This window comes from Paenibacillus sp. GCM10027627 (genome assembly GCF_042675505.1).
Lineage (GTDB): Bacteria > Bacillota > Bacilli > Paenibacillales > Paenibacillaceae > Pristimantibacillus.
Genome location: NZ_JBHTHB010000003.1, coordinates 608552 through 628768, shown reverse-complemented (window position 1 = coordinate 628768; position 20217 = coordinate 608552). Strand labels below are relative to the sequence as shown.

General features: G+C 47.1%; 12 protein-coding genes, 1 pseudogene and 1 riboswitch. Of the genes and pseudogenes, 8 read left to right on the top strand and 5 right to left on the bottom strand.

Features of this window, described 5'->3' with window-relative positions:
* Positions 1-165 precede the first annotated feature (165 nt).
* The 4 genes from cdaA (at position 166) to ACFQZE_RS14530 (ending at position 8654) form a co-directional block, all read left to right on the top strand.
* On the top strand, positions 166-999 hold the full coding sequence (gene cdaA, locus ACFQZE_RS14545; protein WP_379358140.1) for a diadenylate cyclase CdaA: 834 nt from the start codon (positions 166-168) through the stop codon (positions 997-999).
* Positions 1000-1003: 4 nt separating this feature from the next.
* Positions 1004-2485, top strand: coding sequence for a CdaR family protein (locus ACFQZE_RS14540; RefSeq protein WP_379358138.1), 1482 nt, complete (start codon positions 1004-1006; stop codon positions 2483-2485).
* An 80-nt stretch (positions 2486-2565) separates the two neighbouring features.
* Positions 2566-3906 (top strand): phosphoglucosamine mutase, encoded by a 1341-nt coding sequence (glmM, locus tag ACFQZE_RS14535; protein WP_379358136.1) that lies wholly within the window; start codon positions 2566-2568, stop codon positions 3904-3906.
* 308 nt (positions 3907-4214) lie between these two features.
* On the top strand, positions 4215-8654 hold the full coding sequence (locus tag ACFQZE_RS14530) for an S-layer homology domain-containing protein (RefSeq protein ID WP_379358134.1): 4440 nt from the start codon (positions 4215-4217) through the stop codon (positions 8652-8654).
* Between the two features lie 147 nt (positions 8655-8801).
* On the opposite strand, the gene ACFQZE_RS14525 is transcribed toward ACFQZE_RS14530, so the two are convergent.
* On the bottom strand, positions 8802-9983 hold the full coding sequence (locus tag ACFQZE_RS14525; RefSeq protein WP_379358132.1) for an NAD(P)/FAD-dependent oxidoreductase: 1182 nt from the start codon (positions 9981-9983) through the stop codon (positions 8802-8804).
* A 733-nt stretch (positions 9984-10716) separates the two neighbouring features.
* Here ACFQZE_RS14525 and glmS point away from each other — a divergent pair.
* Together glmS and ACFQZE_RS14515 are read left to right on the top strand one after the other, a co-directional pair.
* Positions 10717-12549 carry a glutamine--fructose-6-phosphate transaminase (isomerizing) gene (gene glmS / locus ACFQZE_RS14520; RefSeq protein ID WP_379358130.1) on the top strand — a complete coding sequence of 611 codons (1833 nt, stop codon included), beginning with the start codon at positions 10717-10719 and terminating at the stop codon, positions 12547-12549.
* Positions 12550-12993: 444 nt separating this feature from the next.
* Positions 12994-13353 carry a DUF7674 family protein gene (locus ACFQZE_RS14515; protein WP_379358128.1) on the top strand — a complete coding sequence of 120 codons (360 nt, stop codon included), beginning with the start codon at positions 12994-12996 and terminating at the stop codon, positions 13351-13353.
* 534 nt (positions 13354-13887) lie between these two features.
* On the opposite strand, the gene ACFQZE_RS14510 is transcribed toward ACFQZE_RS14515, so the two are convergent.
* Positions 13888-14667, bottom strand: coding sequence for an alpha/beta fold hydrolase (locus ACFQZE_RS14510; RefSeq protein ID WP_379358126.1), 780 nt, complete (start codon positions 14665-14667; stop codon positions 13888-13890).
* Between the two features lie 372 nt (positions 14668-15039).
* Complete coding sequence (locus tag ACFQZE_RS14505; protein ID WP_379358239.1) at positions 15040-15642, bottom strand: FMN-binding negative transcriptional regulator; 603 nt, start codon at positions 15640-15642, stop codon at positions 15040-15042.
* Between the two features lie 527 nt (positions 15643-16169).
* Between ACFQZE_RS14505 and ACFQZE_RS14500 the strand changes: the two are divergent.
* Positions 16170-16594, top strand: a pseudogene (locus tag ACFQZE_RS14500) (dihydrofolate reductase family protein).
* A gap of 311 nt (positions 16595-16905) precedes the next feature.
* On the opposite strand, the gene ACFQZE_RS14495 reads toward ACFQZE_RS14500, so the two are convergent.
* Positions 16906-17823, bottom strand: coding sequence for an SRPBCC family protein (locus tag ACFQZE_RS14495; RefSeq protein WP_379358124.1), 918 nt, complete (start codon positions 17821-17823; stop codon positions 16906-16908).
* A gap of 4 nt (positions 17824-17827) precedes the next feature.
* Entirely contained in the window at positions 17828-18343 is a 516-nt protein-coding gene (locus ACFQZE_RS14490) for a MerR family transcriptional regulator (protein WP_379358122.1), read from the bottom strand.
* Positions 18344-18666: 323 nt separating this feature from the next.
* Positions 18667-18766: riboswitch (purine riboswitch) on the top strand.
* 58 nt (positions 18767-18824) lie between these two features.
* Between ACFQZE_RS14490 and ACFQZE_RS14485 the strand changes: the two genes are divergently transcribed.
* On the top strand, positions 18825-20159 hold the full coding sequence (locus tag ACFQZE_RS14485; protein WP_379358120.1) for a 5'-deoxyadenosine deaminase: 1335 nt from the start codon (positions 18825-18827) through the stop codon (positions 20157-20159).
* The last annotated feature ends 58 nt before the right edge of the window (positions 20160-20217 follow it).

The window sequence follows — 20217 nt, the reverse complement described above, 5'->3', positions numbered from 1 at the left end:
CTTCCCTCCAGCAGGGAAGCATTTTTTCTATGGAGGCGCTTGTAAAACATTTTCTGAAAATAAATTAGAAATAAAGGATTTCCTTTCCCCAATATAGAAAACAATAAAGTTGAAACGTCATTTATAGAGATATGATGTGATCTGCAGCAGTTGGGGGTTTAACGCATGAGCTACTTTACGGATTCGACATGGCATGACTGGATCAAAGATATTATTGATGTGGGCATTGTCAGCTTTATTATTTATAAAATGATCCTGCTTGTTCGCGGCACGCGGGCCGTTCAGCTTCTGAAAGGCATCTTCGTGCTGGTTGCGACATGGGCGATTAGCACTTGGTTTAATTTATATACGTTAAAATGGCTAATGAATCAAATGTTCACGTTCGGTATCGTAACGGTACTGATCATTTTTCAGCCGGAATTGCGGCGCGTTCTGGAGCAGCTGGGCCGGGGCAATTTGTTTTCCCGCTCCTCTTCGCCGGACAGACTCGCTTTAAGTGAACAGCTTGACGAGGTCATTCGTGCCGTTCAGCATATGGCGAAACGGAAGATCGGCGCGCTTATCGTTTTTGAACGCAAAACGGGCGTCAACGAACTGATCGAATCGGGAATTGGAATGGAGTCGCGCATTACGTCGGAGCTGCTTATTAATATTTTTACGCCAAATTCGCCGCTTCACGACGGTGCCGTTATTATTAGAGGAAATCAAATTATGGCGGCAGGCTGTTATTTGCCGCTTTCCGAAAATCCTTTTATAAGCAAGGAACTCGGTACACGCCATCGGGCGGCTATTGGAGTGAGCGAAGTGAGCGACGCTTTGTCGGTAGTGGTGTCGGAGGAAACGGGACAGGTTTCGCTCTCTATCAACGGCATGATCGTTCGGGACATTAATGAAGAATCGCTTATTTCCAAGCTGTTCGACGAATTGACGCCAAAGGTGAACGGTAAAGATAAAGGCAAAGGCATTTTGGCTATGTTTTGGAAGCGGAAGGGAGAATGACATCATGGATAAATGGTTGAGTCATCCTACTGCGCTTAAGATTATATCCGTCATTTTGGGTCTGCTTCTTTGGGCTGTCGTACATATTGACCCGGAAACGTCTCCGCAAACGGTGACCTCCAATATCGATACTAAAATCATTGAGGCAGCCACTATTGTCCACACGGGATTGGACGAGAAAAAGTATGTGTTGACGGCTATGGAGCCAACGGTTGCTCGAATTGTGGTGGAAGGCCGAATTTCCAGCTTGCTTGCGGCATCCAATGCCGATTATGTAGTCGAGGTGGATCTATCCAATGTGCGGGCGGGCATTCAGGAACTGCCCTTGACGGTTAAGATGCCTAGAGGCATTAAGGAAGTGGAGCTGTCGCCAAGACGGGTGACGGTGCAGATCGAAGAAATTGTGCATAAGACCTTTGACGCGCAGGTTCTTACGGAAGGCAATCCGGCAGCGGGATATGTGCTTGGCACGCCGGAAATCGTGTCAGACAGCGGCAACGTTGTACAGGTGACATTACCTAAGGACGATATGGATAAGGTAGGCATTGTCGCTGTTAAACTGAATGTAGAGGGTGCGGACAAAACACTCGTCAACAAAAAGGCGAAGATTGTCGTCTACGATAAAGAAGGACAGGAAATAACGAATGCTGTAACGGATCCGGCCACGCTTCATGTAGAAGCGAAAGTGACGCTTCCGTTTAAGCAAGTGCCGATTCAAGTCCGGTATACGGGCAATTTGCCTGACCATCTGAGCTTAGTGTCCGTGACGCCGAAGATGGATCAAGTGACGGTGTACGCGCAGCAAACGGATCTCGATGCCGTTACGGTCTACGATGGTGCGGTGCTGGATTTGTCCAAGGTTGAAAAGTCGGGAACCGTGCTTGTAAAAGCGGGGCCCGTCGATGGCATTCACGCCGTCGATCCAGGGGAAATCGAGCTTGAGGTCGTTGTGGAAGCGGCGACGAAACGGAAGTTGACGGGTGTGCCGGTTACGGTAACGGGGACGGCTGCCGGGATGACGGCGAAGGTGGTGACACCAACGACGGGCTTGATGGATCTTGAAATTAGCGGTGCGGAGTCGGTGTTGTCCGAGGTGAAGCTATCGGACGTGGCCATTATTGCAAAAGCGGACGGGCTCGCTCCAGGCACCCATACGATAGCGGTGGAGCTGGATTTGCCGGCGTATGTGCAGCCCGTTATTGCCGATGGGCAGTCGCTCAGCGTGACGATTCAAATTACCGACGACTCGATTCCGACCAGCGGTGAAGGAGAGTCCGAGGAACCCGGAACGGGCGGCAATCCTACCGAACCTCCGGAAAACTCTGAAAACGCAAGTCCGGGCGGAACAAGCGGCGGTGAAGGCAGCGGTAATGCGACCGAGGCCAGCAGCGGCAATAGCGGCAACAGCTTGGCTTTGACGGACAGAAACGGCGGGGCTCGTACGAATGCAATAAGAGTATGGGGAATAGATTCTGCAACTATATAATGGAAATAAACGTCATTCGTTTCAGGGATGACTAATTTCAGGGATGACTATTACACAGGGGATAAAGGAGCATTTACAATATGGGGAAATATTTCGGTACGGACGGAGTTCGCGGTGTGGCCAATCAAGAATTGACGCCGGAGCTGGCTTACAAAATTGGACGTTGCGGCGGCTATGTGCTGACAAGAACGGCAGAGAAGCCAAAGGTCGTCATTGGGCTGGATACGCGTATTTCGGGACCAATGCTTGAGGCTGCGCTGATAGCCGGACTTCTGTCCATCGGAGCAAGCGTTGTCCGTCTTGGCGTGGTCTCGACTCCTGCCGTCGCTTACTTGACGAAAGAACTGGGAGCCGATGCCGGCGTTATGATTTCGGCGTCTCACAATCCCGTGGAAGATAACGGCATTAAGTTTTTTGCGGGGGACGGCTTCAAGCTTTCCGATGATACGGAAAACGAAATCGAAGCGTTGATCGATGCGGAGAAGGACGAGCTTCCTCGTCCAGTTGGCGGAGATATCGGTTCTGTTTCCACTTACGAAAATGCGAAGCAGCGTTATTTGGATTATTTGAAAACAACGGTGAAGGGCCAGTTTGGCGGGTTGAAAATCGTGCTGGATTGCGCTCACGGCTCCGCTTATGAGCTGGCTCCAACCGTATTCCGCGAGCTTGGCGCGGAAATTATAACGGTAGGCGCAGAGCCGGATGGCCGCAACATCAACGCCGGAGTAGGCTCGACGCATCCGGAATATCTTCGCGAGAAGGTGCTGGAGCTTGGTGCGGACCTCGGCCTCAGCTTCGACGGCGATGCGGATCGTTTGATTGCGATTGATGAAAAAGGCGAAGAGGTAGACGGCGACTTTATTTTGTGCATTATTGGCGACCGCTTGAAGCGCGAGGGTAAATTGGCTAAAGATACGGTTGTTACGACGGTAATGGCGAACATCGGCTTTTTTAAAGGGGCGGAAAAAATCGGCCTCCAAACGGCTCAAACCGCTGTCGGCGACCGTTACGTAATGGAAGAGATGCGTCGCGGCGGCTACAATTTGGGCGGCGAGCAGTCCGGCCATGTTATTTTCCTCGATTATATTACGACAGGCGATGGCATTCTTTCTGCTCTTCAGCTTGTTGAGACTGTTGCCGGATCGGGCAAAAAGCTAAGCGAGCTGAAAACGCTAATGCGCAAATATCCGCAAAAGCTGGTTAACGTTCGTGTAGCGGACAAGTCGTTGTATAACGGCAATACGGCTATTGAACAGGCTGTTAAGCAAGTGGAAGCGGAACTTGGAGACAATGGCCGCGTATTGGTGCGTCCTTCGGGAACGGAGTCTCTTATTCGCGTTATGGCGGAAGGCCCGGATAAAGAGCAGGTTGAAGCTTATGTGGATCAAATCGCTAATGTGGTGAAACGTGAACTAGGTTAACGATTAATGGCAATATAATAATGTGAACAATATTGCTTGAAAACAATAAATGTTAGATTCGTAATATGAAAACACACGTTATACTTCATTTTTGATTTGACATCTGGAATAATAACATGATCATTTGAGGCTGCCCTATATGGCGGCCTCATTTTTATTTTTATAGCGAGAATTACTGTAGTACTGGCCGTCTTGATCGTAAATTGTATACTAACGGATACTATGAACCTGTTATTTTTGAAGGATATACTTAGGTGTGGATGATTGAATCTTTTACTATGTGAAATAAAGGGAGTGGAATAGCTGAAATGAACGGAAAATGGAGCCGCCGGTGGAGAAAGAGCTTGATTCTGATGCTTACAGCGGCGTTGCTAATGAGCGCGTACCCAGTCGTTTCGGCGAACGGCAGCGGATTTAGGACGAAGCTGCCAGTAAATCATAGCTTATTAATCTATCCTTACGGCGTGGCTGTGAGTGGGAGCGGCGATATCTACGTCACAGATTCGAACAACCACCGCATACTTAAGTATTCTTCTGAGGGGGCTGTCCTGACGGAGTGGGGCAGTGCTGGCAGCGGAGCTGGACAGTTTCAAGGTCCTACAGGGATTGCAATCGATCGCGACGGAAATGTATATGTGGCGGATAGACATAACCATCGGATACAGATATTTGATTCAAACGGATTGTATCTCTCCCAAATCGGAGGAGTGTCGCTCTCTTACCCCTATTCGCTCGCTATCGATAATAATAGCGGACATCTTTACGTTGCGGATACTGATAATGACTATATTAAAAAGTTTGATCTACATGGAACCCTTGTTTTCCAATGGGGGGGTCAAGGCAGCGGGAACGGACAGTTCGATGAACCATCTGCCGTTGCGGTTGACAGCAGCGGCAACGTTTATGTGGCGGATACCAATAATAATCGGATTCAAAAGTTTACTTCTGCCGGAGGTTTTGTTCAACAATGGGGAGGACGCGGCAGTGGGAACGGGCAATTTAGTCTACCTACCGGTATCGCGATTGATGGCAGCGATCTCCTTTATGTGACGGAGCGTGGAAATGAGCGACTCCAAAAGTTCACCTCAGAAGGTAGTTTTGTTGCGGCTTGGGGAAGCTGGGGGCAAGGAGACGGACAGTTTTATAATCCGTTTTCCGTGGCCATCGGCCCCGGAAGCTTGGTTTATGTTGCAGACACGTATAATCACCGCATTCAAGTATTCGACTCAAACGGGCAATTTCTCAAGAGGCTGGGCAGCTTTGGGGAAGGCAGCGGACAAATGAAAGGGGCAACTGCAGCGGCCTTTGATCAAAACGGCAACATCTATGTAGCGGATACGAACAATTACCGGATTCAAAAGTTTTCCTCTGATGGATCGTATCTCATGGAATGGGGCGGTTTTGGAAGCGGTGACGGACAGTTTAAGTATCCTAGCGGCATTGCCATCAATGATATTGGTGAAGTCTTTGTAGTCGATATGCATAATAATCGGGTTCAGCGCTTTGATTCAAATGGCAGATTGACTGCGAAGTGGGGCGAGCTTGGTCATGGTGCAGGTCAGTTTAATGAACCGAATGATATCGCCATCGACAACCGCGGTGATGTCTATGTATTGGAAAGAGGAAACAAACGAATTCAGAAGTTCTCTTCTAACGGAGATTTTATTGGAATGTTTGTAGAAAATGACGGAATATTAGCCATGCCACAAGCGATTGCTATTGATAGCCATGATCGTATCTACGTTACAGATATTGCAACAAATCTGGTTTTGCAGTACAATCCGAACGGCGATCTTCTTGCCTCATGGGGTGGCGGCGGACCGGGAGGCGTGCAATTCAATAACCCGGTTGGTGTTGCAGTGGATGCTATAGGCAATATCTATGTATCGGAAAATCTCAGCCATCGAGTTCAGAAGCTGTCCCCGACCGGAGCCCTTTTGGCCCAATGGGGAAGCCAAGGTATAGGAGAGGGCCAATTTCGACAGCTAAACAAGGTAACGATTGACAACGACGGTCATGTTTGGGTTGCGGATACAGGCAATGCGCGTTTCCAAACATTGAGGGCGGCAGCCATACCTAGAACTAATGTGCCGACTGGAACAATAATATCTAATAATAGCGCTGTTACGCTTAATGCGGTTGGTGCGACCGTCTATTATACAACGGACGGTTCTCTGCCGACGCTGGACAGTACGAGCGGAACAAGTACAGTCATTTCGGGACAGCCCGGTGACACGATTGTACTGCGGGCAGTTGCCGTAATAGACGGGATGGCGGTTAGCCCGTTGATGCGCGCGGAATACACCATTGCTTCGCCATCCATTGATCCGGCGGCCGTCTCGTTTGATCTTAACGAAGCGGGTACGCAGCACGGAGATGTGAATATCGATGTTATCCCGAACGGTTTTGTTTTGGAGAATGTTTTGAAGGATTCCGAGGTATTGGCTTCGGGAACCGACTATAGTTATGCGGGAAATACCGTTACTTTGAAAAAGTCACTTTTGGAAAGCCTGCCGAACGGCGCGGCGACCATTGTATTTGATTTTGGAGCGGGAGGACGGCTGCCACTGACTGTTAATATTTTTGATTCCACGCCAGTACCAGACGGGCCATATTTGCAGCAGGCTATAGAGGGGAATGCTCAGGCCAGCCTATCATGGAGTCCGGTTCCAGGCTCAACGGGGTATAAAGTATATCGGAGCGTAACCGCCTCGACCTACGGGGTGGAAATTGCGTCGGTTGGCGGCTCTGTGTATGACTATACAGCGACTGAGCTGACGAATGGGACGACTTATTATTTTACGGTTAAGGGAGTCAATCATCAGGGTGAAAGCCCGCGTTCCAATAGGGTAGCTGCAACGCCGTTTACAGTATCGGACGCACCTACGAACGTTACTTCGGTTGCAGGAAATGGGCAAGCGACCGTCAGCTTTGTCGTTCCAGCGTTTGATGGGGGACGGCCTATCTCCGAGTATGTGGTCACGGCAAGTCCTGGCGGAGGGACGGCGAGGGGAAGCGGCGGTCCAATTACGGTGCCTGGACTGACGAATGGCACGGCTTATACGTTTACGGTGAAGGCGGTTAACGAAGCAGGAGAAGGAATCGAGTCGGGAGTTTCAAACTCAGTCATACCAATAGCATCGGGAGGAGTGTCACCATCGATACCATCTGAGGAGCATTCCTCTTTTATGGGCGTAGCTGTTAGTATTGGAGGAAAGCCGGTAACGGCTGGAACAATGTTTGTAAAAACAACGACTAGCGGCAGCGGTGTTACCTCGCTTGCGATTTCTTTGATTCAGAGGAAGCTTGAAGAACAGATTTCGAAGTTGGGGCCCGGGGCCGAAATGTTGGTTGAGGCAGACAAAGAAGCCGATTCGGCTTATGTGGAGCTTGGCGGTTTGCAATTGGCGTATTTATCCCAGCAACAAGCTGTATTGGAGTTTAGAACGACAACGGCCGCCTATCGTATACCTTTTCAGGCGATTGATATTGAATCGCTTTTGAAGCCATTTGGGGATTCGGGCAAGCTTGCAGAACTTCAAATACGGATTGAGATTGGGGCTCCGACAGCCGAGATGAACAATCAAACGGGAGCGGCGGCGGTAAAGCAAGCGGTAAAGACGGTAGTGGGGACGGAAGTAAAACCGGTAATAAAGGCGGCAGTGGGGACGGAAGTAAAACCGGTTGTAAGAGCGGCATTAAAACCCGCATTAAACACGGTAGTAAACCCTGAAGTAAAACCGGCAGTAAAATCTGTATTAAAAGCGGTAGTAAACCCTGAAGTAAACCCGGTAGTAAAATCTGTATTAAACGCGGGAGTAAACCTTGAAGTAAACCCGAAAGTAAAATCTGTATTAAACGGGGGAGTAAACCCGACAGTAAACCCGGCAGTAAACGAGAGCTTAGCCAGTGTTGGGGAGCCTGTAAACTTCTCGGTCCGGGTGATTCATGGGGAGAAAGAAAGCACTCTATCCAAATTCAATCGTTATATCGAAAGAAGGATTGTGCTCCCGGGAGACTTAGCGTCGAATCCGGTTACGACGATGGTTGTTGTGGAGCGTAGTGGAACAGTGAGGCATGTTCCGTCGAAGGTTGTGACTATGGCGGGCAAACGCTACGTTCAGGCACTTAGTCAATCCGCGACCGGAACCTACGCCGTGATACGCAATTCGGTAACGTTCCCGGACGTCGATGCGCCATGGGCGAAGGCTGCGGTGAATGAACTGGGGTCCCGGCTTGTTTTGAATGGAGACGACATAGGATTGTTTAATCCCAATCGTGAAGTGACACGGGCAGAGTTCGCGGCAATTCTCGGTCGAGCATTGGGACTGACGGCTGAGCCATCCGTCAATTCGCTTTTCTCCGATGTAAAGGTCGAAGCGTGGTATAGCGCTTCAGTTAAAGCCGCTTACGACAACGGCTTGATAGCGGGCTTTGAAGACGGCACGTTCTTGCCAGATAACAAACTGACACGAGAGCAGGCAATGAGAATCCTTTCCTCGGCGATGAAGCTGACCGGGTTGAAGCATAAGCTTTCTCCGAAGCCTGTGGATGAATCGCTTCAGCCGTTCGGCGATGCCGGCGAAGCTGGGAAGTGGGCTCGTGATGCCATAGCGGATTGCGTGCAAGCCGGAATTATCGAAGGACGCTGGGGAGATAAGCTTGCTCCAAAAGAGGCGATCACTCGCGCCGAAATTTCCGTGATTGTTTTGAAGCTGATGCAAAAGTCGGAATGGATAGATGGATAATCATGATTAGTTCTTATTCTGAATTCCTATTTCATTCGGCGGCATAGGTAATATAATCGTTAGCATAAATATAAAAAAGGGCAGGCGCAATGAGAAGATTTATGTCTCATGCGGCTGCCCTTATTTTTAAAAGGGAAATGCTCCGTTTTAATGCAAATAAGCGTGCAATCCACGGATATGGGTTAAATATTTGGCTTTGCTCGCTTCTTTGAGCAGAGTAGCGGGGATGCCTTTGAGCGGCGTATCCTGTTTGCCAAGGGCGGCAACGGCATCTTTTCTGCCGAGACTGGCAAGCTTGCCGTAATGAGTTGGGACAAAAGGCTGCAACGGCAAGCCGTTTAGCGCCGCGTACAGGTTGTAGCCGACCGCCTCTCCCATTTGCCATGCGAGCTGGGCGGTTGGAGGAAGCGGCTTCCCCTTGTTGTCGAAAAAGATAGCGCTGTCTCCCGCTGCAAATATATTTTGATGCGAGATGGATTGCAAATGTTCGTTGACAGCGGCTCGGCCTCCCAACGTTTCAATGCTGGAGCGGTCGACCAAGCTATTGCCTTGCACGCCGCCTGTCCAGATTAAGGTGTGCGCGGCAATAGCAGTGCCGTCTTGGAGCCCAATATACGGATAGTCGTAAGCCGTTACGGGAATGCCAACCTTAAATTGAACGCCTCGCTTCTCCAGGCTGAGTTTTGCTCTTGCAGCTAAGGAAGCGGGGAAACCAGCAAGTATTGAAGGGGAGGCTTCGATGCAGACGAGAGTGATATTGCGCTGATCGATATCGTACTGTTTGCTCCATTTTGGGACCATATCGGCCAGCTCGCCTGCCATTTCAATGCCGCTTAAGCCGCCTCCCCCAACAACTATCGTTGCATCGGCCTGATTGCCCGAAAGGCGATAACGGCTCAAAGCTTGGGCAATATGTGAGTGAATCCGATTGGCGTCGTCGATTGATTTTAAAGGAAGGGCATGCTGTTTAAGTCCCGGAATATTGTAGTAGGCGGTTTCGCTTCCCAGTGCTAGAACCAAATAATCGTATGGATGAGGGGCGAGGTCCGAGCGATTGGTATGAATTTGCTTCTGCTCCGTGTCGATAGCGGTTATTTCTTCAGTTGCAAGCCGAATTCGTTTGCCTTGTATCAGCTTGGCTAAAGACAGGCCAACAGCTTGCTCCGCCAAATTGCCAGCAGCCAAACGATGAAGCTCTGTTATTAACTGGTGAGTGGGGGTGCGGTTGATCAAAAGAATATCCGCTTCTACGTCATAAACAAACTTTCGTACGGTTAGCGCACAGAGCAAACCGGCGTAACCCCCGCCTAAAATGACGATCCGTTTCATGCGAACATCTCCTTGTTTTGAAGGATTTGATGGATTTGGTTGAATTGTGATAAAAATCACAATCTCGTTCAAATATATGTGATTAATTTCACATTTGTAGGTTGACCTCATATTAACATATCCGATCCTGAGATGGCAATAGATGTTAGCGTGGTTGTTAGAGAGACATTTTGGGCTATAGGGGCTGCTGCGGCTTATTCAGAAAAAGGTTGCGCCGAAGGGATTAAATGAATATGATAGGTAGTATGATTCTAGAAGGAAAGCGAGGGCAGAGGTTGTAAAAGTAAGAAAAGCGCCAGAGCTTGCGCGGGATGAGCGGATGGAAGGAGCCTTTTTTGGAGGGCTGCGGAGAGATGCCATACGGCAAGCTGACGAGGTGAAGGTGTTCGAAACATTCGGCGGGGACCTTCCGGTATATAGTGAGCCAACCGAAAGCCGCAACGCAAAACGATCGGGCGACCGATCCGACAACCGTTCGGCAGGCTGCTGCAAATTCAATTGCTCCCGTATGTCTACGATGCCGCCTGAGGGGCTGGCATGGGCAGGTGGGTGCCACGGTTTTTTCCATTGTCGAAAACATGGTTTTCCAAAGGGACAAAGGCGCGAGAGGGCGGCCTTTCTTTGGCCATGAGTTTTTTGAAACGGAAAGTGACAACTTCATACTAGCCTGTGCCGCACAAGCGCTGGCATCCGGGAAACGGGAAATATACCGTTAACGGAGGTCTATTTCATTATGTGTGGTATTGTAGGATATATTGGTAAACGCGACTCTCAGGATATTTTGCTGGAAGGGCTCAAAAAGCTGGAGTATCGGGGTTATGATTCCGCCGGCATCGCTGTTTTTACGTCAAACGGGCTGGAAATCAAGAAGTCAAAGGGTCGTTTGGCTGTGCTTGAGGATAAGCTGAAGAGCAGCCCGCTGGCTGGCTCGGTTGGCATTGGCCACACTCGTTGGGCTACGCACGGCAAGCCGTCCGACATTAACTCCCACCCTCACACGGACAATTCCGCGAAGTTTTCGGTTGTGCATAACGGCATTGTCGAAAACTATTTGGAGCTTAAGGAAGAGCTCGCTGCAAAAGGCCATATTTTCGTGTCGGAGACGGATACGGAAGTCATTTCACATCTGGTTGCGGACGAATACGACGGCAATCTTGTCGAAGCGGTGCAGCGCGCGGTCAAGCGGATGCGCGGAGCTTTTGCGCTAGGCGTTTTGACAGAATATGAGCCGGATCGGCTCGTTGCTGTACGTTTTGCAAGCCCGCTCGTTATCGGTGTTGGCGATGGGGAGAACTTTATCGGCTCGGATATTCCCGCTATTTTGGAGCATACGCGGGATGTGTATATATTGGACGACGGCGAAATGGCCGTCTTGACACAGAGTGGTGTCGAACTAATGACAATCGGCGGCGAAACTATTTCCAAGGAAATATTTCATGTCGATTGGGATATTGTGACGGCGGAAAAGGCCGGATTCGACCATTTTATGCTGAAGGAAATTTATGAGCAGCCTAAAGCTTATCGCGATACAATGCTTGGACGAATCTCGGATGATGGGAAATCGGTCCGTTTGAAGGAATTGTCCATGTCGGATGAATATATAAAGTCGGTGCGCAAGGTGCATATTGTCGCATGCGGTACGGCGTATCATGCCGGACTTGTCGGCAAGTCGGTTATCGAATCGCTGGCGCGTATCCCTGTCGAAACGGATGTCGCTTCGGAATATCGTTACCGCTCGCCGATTATTACGCCGGATACGCTGGTCATTGTCGTTAGTCAATCCGGCGAAACGGCGGATACGCTGGCGGCGCTGCGCGAAGCACGTCGGAACGGCGCTCGTGTGCTGGCGATTACGAATGTTGTCGGCAGCTCCGTCGCCCGCGAGGCGGACGACGTGCTTGTCACATGGGCAGGCCCGGAAATTGCGGTTGCTTCGACAAAAGCTTATACGTCTCAGCTTATTGCCTTCTACCTGTTCGGACTGCATTTGGCAGGCGTTCTTGGTACTCAGGGGCAGGCAGAGGTTGAAGGTTTGATCGAAGGGCTTCTTGCTCTTCCTGTGCAAGTGGAAAGTATTTTGGAGCAAGCTGCGGTGCTGAAGCAAGTGGCAGAATCTATGGCGCATCATACGAGCCTGTTCTTCATCGGCCGTGGGGTCGATTATGCGGTGGCGCAGGAAGGCTCGCTGAAGTTGAAGGAGATTTCGTATATTCATTCCGAGGCTTACGCGGCTGGGGAACTGAAGCATGGCACTTTGGCGCTGATTGAAGATGGCGTGCCGGTTATCGCTTTGGTGACGCAAGAAGCGTTGTATGAGAAGACGCTGAGCAACATTAAAGAGGTGAAAGCTCGCGGAGCGCATGTGCTCGCTGTCGTGAACAGCGGCTCCGAAGAGGAAGTGGCGAAGTCAGTGGATGAGACTTTCGGGATTCCGAAGACGCTGCCTTTGCTGGCGCCAGCGCTTTCCGTTGTTCCACTGCAACTGCTGTCGTACTATGCGTCGCTGGCGCTTGGGCATGACGTGGATAAGCCGCGGAATTTGGCTAAGAGTGTTACGGTGGAGTAGGGGAACGAATGGGTAAGGGTAATTGTCCGGTGACATTGAAGTTTGTGTCTGGACAATATAGTTAGTGCCTTTACAATATAGTATGTGATTTTACATTATAGTAAAGTTCTTCTATCCGATTAAATTAAATAAACAATAAAAAATCCCGATGAGCATATTTGCATCATTGGGATTTTTTGATTAGCTAGTTAATCCGGCTAGTGCAAAATAAGGGGAGTTTGGGTTGTTCAAAGAAAACATAGCATGAGACTGAAGAATAAAGTGTTAGACCGTGAAAAAAGTTGTAGACTGAGAAAATAAAGTATTAGACTGCCGCTGAGGCATTAAGCTAACGGGCAGGATAGTTTAATAACTTCGCGAAAAAGATGTTAGAAGAAATCGGTGGAAGCAATAAAACCACCATTAAAGAACAAGATATTAGACTTTTAAGAAGGTGGGTTAGGTTTGAAATTTAATGAACTTTCAAAAATATTTGTTAATGAATTCCCAAAATTCAGGCTTAATCTTATTGAACACGAAGCAAAATTTAAAGAAGTTCTTAACCATGTGTTTTTTGGTGACTTAAATGATTATTTAATCCGATTACTAAGAAAAGATATAGAAACCGAGTTGCTAGTACGATTGTTTGAATTTTATGAGAGGATGGAATTAAAGGGGGACACATTAGTTAAAGAAGTTTTGTCTTGCACTATTCTAGAGAGGCTTGGGGACGAAAGGGAAATACTAGAAATTGCTTATAAATATATGGGTAAGGAAACAAGAAAAGCGTCTGATAATATTGAAAGGGAATGGGGGAGATTATGAGAGCATCGAGCCATTCGGCAAGATTTATTACGCTAACGGGGAACGTTAGCTGAGGACAAAAGATGCTTTGAACGTGTCAGCTAAAGCGGTGTTAAAAGGGACAAAGTTATTAAAGAAATTAGATCAGCGGACGGTCAGTTCAAAGTCCAAATAGGCTTTGGTTAAATGTAGATGTATTGTATGAATTATCATATCAGGATACTATCCGGTCCTTAGATTACCAGCATAAGATGGGGAATTATGGGCTTATTTGAGGAAGGTTCCAACTTTCTTTATATGGTAATAACTAGTGGTTCCAGTCTTTTTATTTTTCGTGTTTATCACGTGCCCCGGCAAACACAGTAAAATCAACAAAATTAGTTCCCCACTTTTTTATCAACTGACAGGTAATTTTCAGAAAAAATAAAGTTCTAGACTGAGAAAATAAAGTATTAGACTGCCGCCACTTCGTTAAGCTAGCTGGAAGATCTGCTCGATCATCGGGCATTATCGGACAATATCTATGAGAAGCGCTGATGCGGATAATCCGAGCCGTTATGCAAAAGAAGATAATAATTGGTTGAATCTATCTCGCTCCTCTAAAAAAGCGCAATGACCGCTGTATTGGAACGGGACTAGCTTCGAATTTTTGATCAGCTTATTTGTTTCCTCAGCTTGGGTAAAAGGAACGACTTTATCATGAATTCCGTGAATAATTAATGTGGGTGCATCGATCTGACCGAGATCGTTGTAAACATTTTCATCTCTAAGCATGACCATAATGGCGGAAGTCGCCCAATTCGCCGCTTGTAATCCCATTAAAACGAACCAATTGGATTTGGGTTCGGAAATATACTGAAAGAAAAAAATTCTCGTTTGGTCTTGCAGCATTTGCGGTCGGTCATGATTTGTATCTTCGATGATTTTATTTGTAAATTCTTTTGGAACGCTAGATGGAGAGGCAGCGTCGATCAGAACGAGTTTAGATACCCCATACCCTTTGTAACGAGCCATATAACGAATCGAGATCGCGCCTCCGGTAGAGTGTCCGGCCAGTGTTATGTTTCTTAACTGTAACGTCTCGATGACCATGCGGACATCATCTGCTAATCTGTCGAAATTGTACCCGTGAAATGGTTTATCCGAATTACCGTATCCTCTCCAGTCCATTCCGATACAACGATATCCGAGCTTAGGAAGAAAATTGAACTGATATTCGAACTGGTTATGGTTTAGAGGCCACCCATGAATAAAAAGTATCGTTTTATTTCCCGTAGGATTGATGTCCTCTATAAATACTTTTACGCCCGGTTCCACAGTCACGAAGTATCCCAAGTGTATCGCCTCATTTTTTTAAAATGTACTTCCCCACATTAAGATATTCGCCCTAGGCAAGGTGAATGTCTAATTTCAGCGTCAAATTGGGTTTAGATAATACGTAGAGATATCTGAGGAATAGCTTGAGTGAAACAACTTCTTCAGATCATTGAGCTATCGGGACACGTTAGTTAGTTGAATGACAACAGCGGCAGCCTAATGATGCCTAATGATGACATGGTCGAAGGATGCCGATTTTTTTTGTGATCTATAGATCATCAAACACCGAGTGTGGAGTCATGGGCACATAGGACCAAGAATAAGAGAATCGTCCAAACCCGCTTTCTATTTTAAATATGCCTCGTTAATATAGAATTCATGCAGTTCTTTCTAAAGCAAAGTTTCCATGTAGCCAGCAATGCTTCTCTCATTCTCTCCCTTAGATTTCTGGAGTTCTTCAATGACTAGCTTTCTCCGTGCAACCGAGTGATTTTGACTTAGCTTAGCTTTGCCTTCCATTTTATCAATCTTAATTTTAAAACCAGTAATACCTTTAGTCATTCCTGCTAAAAATACTTCATCAACCTCGCTGAGGCGGTATGAGCTATCGGGCTCTTCATATTTATTGACGAGTTCACTTAAGGATTCATATAGCTCTATCCCATCAATAAGCTCAATTTTTCCGTATGCATGTACGGTAAGATAGTTCCATGTAGGTACAGCGTGATTAGATTCATACCAAGAGGGTGAAATATAGCAATGAGGACCATGGAAGATGGCTAACACAGTCTGGTTTTGAATGTCTTGCGATTGTGGGTTAGGGCGGGCGAAATGACCGTACAAATATCCCTTGTTTTCGTCTAGCATAAGTGGAATATGAGTCGCGAACGGTTCACCTTCGTGGAAGGAAAATAACGTGGCAAATCCGTTCTTTTTAATAATTTCATAGATCAGATCTTCATTATCAATCCTAAAATGCGATGGCACATACATCATGATCAACCTCCATACTTATCTTTGATAAACGAAAGTATACATAGTATAAGGAATAAATGGAAACATAGTAAGAGCTAGTTTTAATCATATATATAAAAGTAAAGTATTTGACGGTGGAGTGGACCATAAAAACTCCTTATAGCTTGAACCCTGTAATTGCAACTGATTACGGGGTATTTTTGTTTTCTGGAGCTTATGCAGTTGAATCTAAATGAGGAAGTCAGCTTCGGACAAGAATGGAGTCTAACAAGGGACACCTAGTGAAAGTGAGCGCGGTGTTTGCTTTTCGTCATGCGAAAGGATTATTAAACTCAGAAATTAATTCAAATACGCTTTGATTTGGCAAATAAGCAATTCGAAGTATTTCGTAGTATGCATTGCTGGGCGCCTCCGTTAATGGGGGACTTAAGGGGATCTCCAAAACATTGTAAATACTCCTTTACAAGAATATTCATGTTTAGATATTTTATGGATATAAATTAAAAACAGTAAAAGTATCGATGTATGTGACATTGGATGGTTTTATGGACAATCTGGCTTGGACAGCGCCTTACTTCAATGAAGAGGTAGGAAAATTTCAAACCGATTTGCTATTTTCCAGCGACACTCTTTTATTGGGGAGAGTGACTTACGAAGGGATGGCAGCAGCTTGGCCAACGATGACGGATGAAGTGGGTTTTGCCGACAGAATGAACGGATATCCTAAGTATGTTGCCTCTACAACCTTAGAAGAAGGTCCGTGGGATGCAACGATGATCAAAGGTGATATTGCTTAATGGAGCATGATCTCATCAATGAATATCATTTTATGATCCAACCAGTCGTACATGGAAGCGGGAAGCGGCTTTTCAAAGACGAGAGCTATACAAAACCCTTGAAGCTTGTTAGAGTACAAGCAACCTCTACCGGTGTAGCCATTCTTTCCTATCAACCAGAAAAAAAGAGTTAAATCCATTGCCACAATGATGAACCATGAATGCTAACGTCATGGGTGCCTTGGCAGAGCCTACGCGCATGCAGATTGTTGAGCTTTTGCGAGAACGTCCGCTAACCGTAGGGGAGGTAGTCTTGGACTTTGTTTTCTGTGCAAGGCTACCAATGGTTTTATTTATGGGTAAATCTATTTTTTTCCTGTTACAGATGGGTCAAAAGAAAATAATGTGTTAGAGTGATGTATCAACCCCAACCCCAAAAACGGCCTAAGAACGCTCCAACGTTCTTAGGCCGATACTGTTTACACGACATTCTTCGCCGCAGTTTCTATACGCGCTGTCCCTCTAGCACGGCCTGAAGACGGTCCAAGTTCTGCTCGTTGCATTCCGGGCAAAAAGATTTCACTTGCTCGAATTCCTTCTCGTCTTTGAACTGTTGTCGGAAAGTGACACGCGTCCGACCGCCCTTTTCGTTAAATGTCGCCGTCAACCGGAACCCATGATGGACATCTTGATGCTCCAGCACAATACGCTGTCCAGGCTCGATCTCGATGAACTTATTCTCGTTCGGATAATCCTTGCCGTCCGGTCCGTGGAAGGTAAACCGCCAGACGCCGCCTTCGCGGAAGTCGAATTCACTGAACGTGCTCGTGAAGCCGTTAGGTCCCCACCACTGCGTCAGCAGTTCCGGCTGGGCCCAAGCCCTGTAAACCTCTTCCTTTGGGAAGTCGTACCAGCGCGCATGGGCAAACTCCAATTCGCCGGGAACAAGGTCGGCGTCATCCTCAGCGGAAACAGCTTCCTCGCTTTGAACAGCTAGCGAATTGCCCAGCAGCTCCAGCAGCTCCCTCGACCCGTGTTCCCGATTCTCGACCGCATCGAGCCCATCGAAGAAGGTGCCTTGCTCTGTAAAGGTCAGCTTCGTGCCGCCATCCGTGTCTGCAAGCTCGATCGTAGTAATGGATACGGAGAATCGCACGCTGTTAAAGTCTAACACGTACGTATAAACAATTCGTTCGAGCGGAACAATTTCCTGATAAGTCGCGTCGAACGTGAATAACCCACCGTCTGGCGCTTCGCCGCTGCTAAATTCCCGTCCGCCTACCCGGAATTCAAACACTTCCGGCTTCGTGAACCAACGCGCTTTGGCTTCAGCGTCAGCCATTGCTTTGTACACCTGCTCCCTGGATGCCGGATACGTTTTTTCAATGACGAATGTTCCGTGGTTTACAAATTTTTCTTTCATGATCTTAATCCTCCTCAGATTCTTCTTTATTATGGTTTGTTTTGTTATCACCGCCCGCTAAAAACATCCCCAGCAGGCCAAAGCGTTGTTCCCAGCTTTTTTGACGATTCAGAATCGGCTTCTCATAGTCATTTTTCATCGCTTGCAGCAAAGTGGTAAAATCGTCGACCGTCACCTGTTCCTTGTCTTTCATCAGCTTCGATACGTGTCTTAGTTGATCTAGTAATTTCTGCTGGCGCCGAATTTGCTCCTGCACCCGCTCCATTTGCAGGCCGACGACCTCGAGCGGGTCAATTCCGCGGCCCGTCAGCGCCGCCTTCACTTCGTCGAGCGACAGGCCCAATTCTTTTAGCGATACGATTCGATAGAGTCGAGACACATCTTCGTTGTTGTAGAGACGATGTCCCGACTCCGTGGCGCCTGACGGCGAGAAAAGCCCAATTTGGTCGTAGAAGCGCAGCGTGCGCACCGTTAAACCTGTCAGCTTGGCCAAATCACCGACCTTCCAATATCGTTTCATGGATCCTCTCCGTTCTTTTTCGCTAGCTCGATCACCGGTAGCCTCATTATATAACCTTACGTAACGTAACGTTCAAGCAGTTTGTTCAATCTTTTTTTAAAATAAAAAGAAAATAAAATTTTCCAGATTGTGACGAACGAAGCGACAGGTGCGATGAGAGGTAATGCCTAAGCAGTTCTAACTCATTTACGATAAGAGGATTTGAAGATATGTCATAATACATAACACAAAATAGAATTCAGCATTCAAAATTGATGAAATTCATTGAAAATCCTAAATACATAACCTGTATTGACAACTTATCTAACACAAGTTATTATTCAATTAATTGAATATTCAACTTTCGTATATCCTTAACAATTGGGTCAAGGGTCTCTACTTAGAAACCGTAAATTTCTAGCTACGAAATAAAATGTGCTTTCGGCATATTTTATTCGTAGCTAGTTTTTTTATATTCATCAAACAAAGGGGAAAAACAGACATGTCAAATCTGCTTATCAAAAATGCGCAAATCGTAACTATGAACGCAAACGAGGACATTATAACTGGCGATATTCGAGTCGTGAACGGGCGAATAGCTGAGATTGGCTCACACCTTGAACCAACGAGCGGGGAGAAAGTGCTTGATGCTACGAATCGTACTGTCATCCCTGGTTTTGTCCAAACCCATATTCATTTGTGCCAAACATTGTTTCGCGGAAAAGGCGATGACTTAGAGCTGCTTGACTGGTTGAAAAAACGGATTTGGCCTCTAGAGGCTTCTCATGATGAGGAATCCATTTACTACTCGGCCTTGCTCGGTATTGGAGAACTGCTGCAAAGCGGAACAACAACGATCGTCGACATGGAGACGGTGCACCATACAGACTTCGCCTTTCAAGCTATCGCACAAAGCGGCATTCGCGCGTTATCCGGGAAGGTCATGATGGATAAGGGAGCTGAAGTCCCCCTCGCTTTGCAAGAAAAAACAGCGGATTCCATTAGACAAAGCGTTGAACTCTTAGAGAAGTGGCACGGCTATGACAACGGCCGCATTCAGTATGCATTCTCACCGCGATTTGTTATTTCTTGTACTGAAACACTGCTTCGCGAAGTTCAAAAGTTGTCCGAACATTATCAAGTCAAAGTCCACACGCATGCATCGGAAAATCAAGGAGAGATTGCAATCGTTCAAGCTGAAACGGGCATGCGGAACGTCGTTTATCTGGACCACCTCGGACTCGCAAACGACCGGTTGATACTTGCGCATTGCATTTGGCTGGACGCTGAAGAGAAACGTATCATTCGCGAAAAAGGCGTTCACGTCAGCCACTGTCCCGGCTCCAACTTGAAGCTCGCTTCTGGCATTGCAGAAACTCCTGATATGCTGGATCTCGGTATCTCGGTTAGCTTAGGCGCTGATGGAGCTCCATGCAACAATAATTTGGATATGTTTAACGAGATGAGACTAGCGGCACTCATTCAAAAACCTATTCATGGTCCAACAGCGATGAATGCAAGAACCGTTTTCAAAATGGCTACGATAGGCGGGGCAAAAGCGGTTGGCATGGGGGATGAGATTGGAAGCATCGAAGTAGGCAAAAAAGCGGACCTCGCTATTTTAAATCTGAATACCTTCCATACGTACCCTTCTTACGATGTGGATCCCATTTCACGTATCGTTTATTCTGCCACCAGAGCAGATGTAGAAACGACTATCGTTGACGGTCGAATCGTTATGGAGAACGGGATTATGAAAACGATTGACAAAGGTATTATTTTGCGTGAAGCGGATCGTTCTATCAAAAGGCTGTTGTCTAAAACTCCGATTCATTAAAAGAAGAATTACGTACTTAAATGTCGAATGTATTTTATATTGAAGGACAATCCCTTTA

What these genes read in the sequence shown, in the direction of transcription:
- ACFQZE_RS14530 (WP_379358134.1), top strand. Translation starts at nt 4,215, where the DNA reads ATGAACGGAAAATGGAGCCGCCGGTGGAGAAAGAGCTTGATTCTGATG.
- ACFQZE_RS14540 (WP_379358138.1), top strand. Translation starts at nt 1,004, where the DNA reads ATGGATAAATGGTTGAGTCATCCTACTGCGCTTAAGATTATATCCGTC.
- ACFQZE_RS14490 (WP_379358122.1), bottom strand. Translation starts at nt 18,343, where the DNA reads ATGAAACGATATTGGAAGGTCGGTGATTTGGCCAAGCTGACAGGTTTA.
- glmS (WP_379358130.1), top strand. Translation starts at nt 10,717, where the DNA reads ATGTGTGGTATTGTAGGATATATTGGTAAACGCGACTCTCAGGATATT.
- ACFQZE_RS14505 (WP_379358239.1), bottom strand. Translation starts at nt 15,642, where the DNA reads ATGTATGTGCCATCGCATTTTAGGATTGATAATGAAGATCTGATCTAT.
- ACFQZE_RS14485 (WP_379358120.1), top strand. Translation starts at nt 18,825, where the DNA reads ATGTCAAATCTGCTTATCAAAAATGCGCAAATCGTAACTATGAACGCA.
- ACFQZE_RS14495 (WP_379358124.1), bottom strand. Translation starts at nt 17,823, where the DNA reads ATGAAAGAAAAATTTGTAAACCACGGAACATTCGTCATTGAAAAAACG.
- ACFQZE_RS14525 (WP_379358132.1), bottom strand. Translation starts at nt 9,983, where the DNA reads ATGAAACGGATCGTCATTTTAGGCGGGGGTTACGCCGGTTTGCTCTGT.
- cdaA (WP_379358140.1), top strand. Translation starts at nt 166, where the DNA reads ATGAGCTACTTTACGGATTCGACATGGCATGACTGGATCAAAGATATT.
- glmM (WP_379358136.1), top strand. Translation starts at nt 2,566, where the DNA reads ATGGGGAAATATTTCGGTACGGACGGAGTTCGCGGTGTGGCCAATCAA.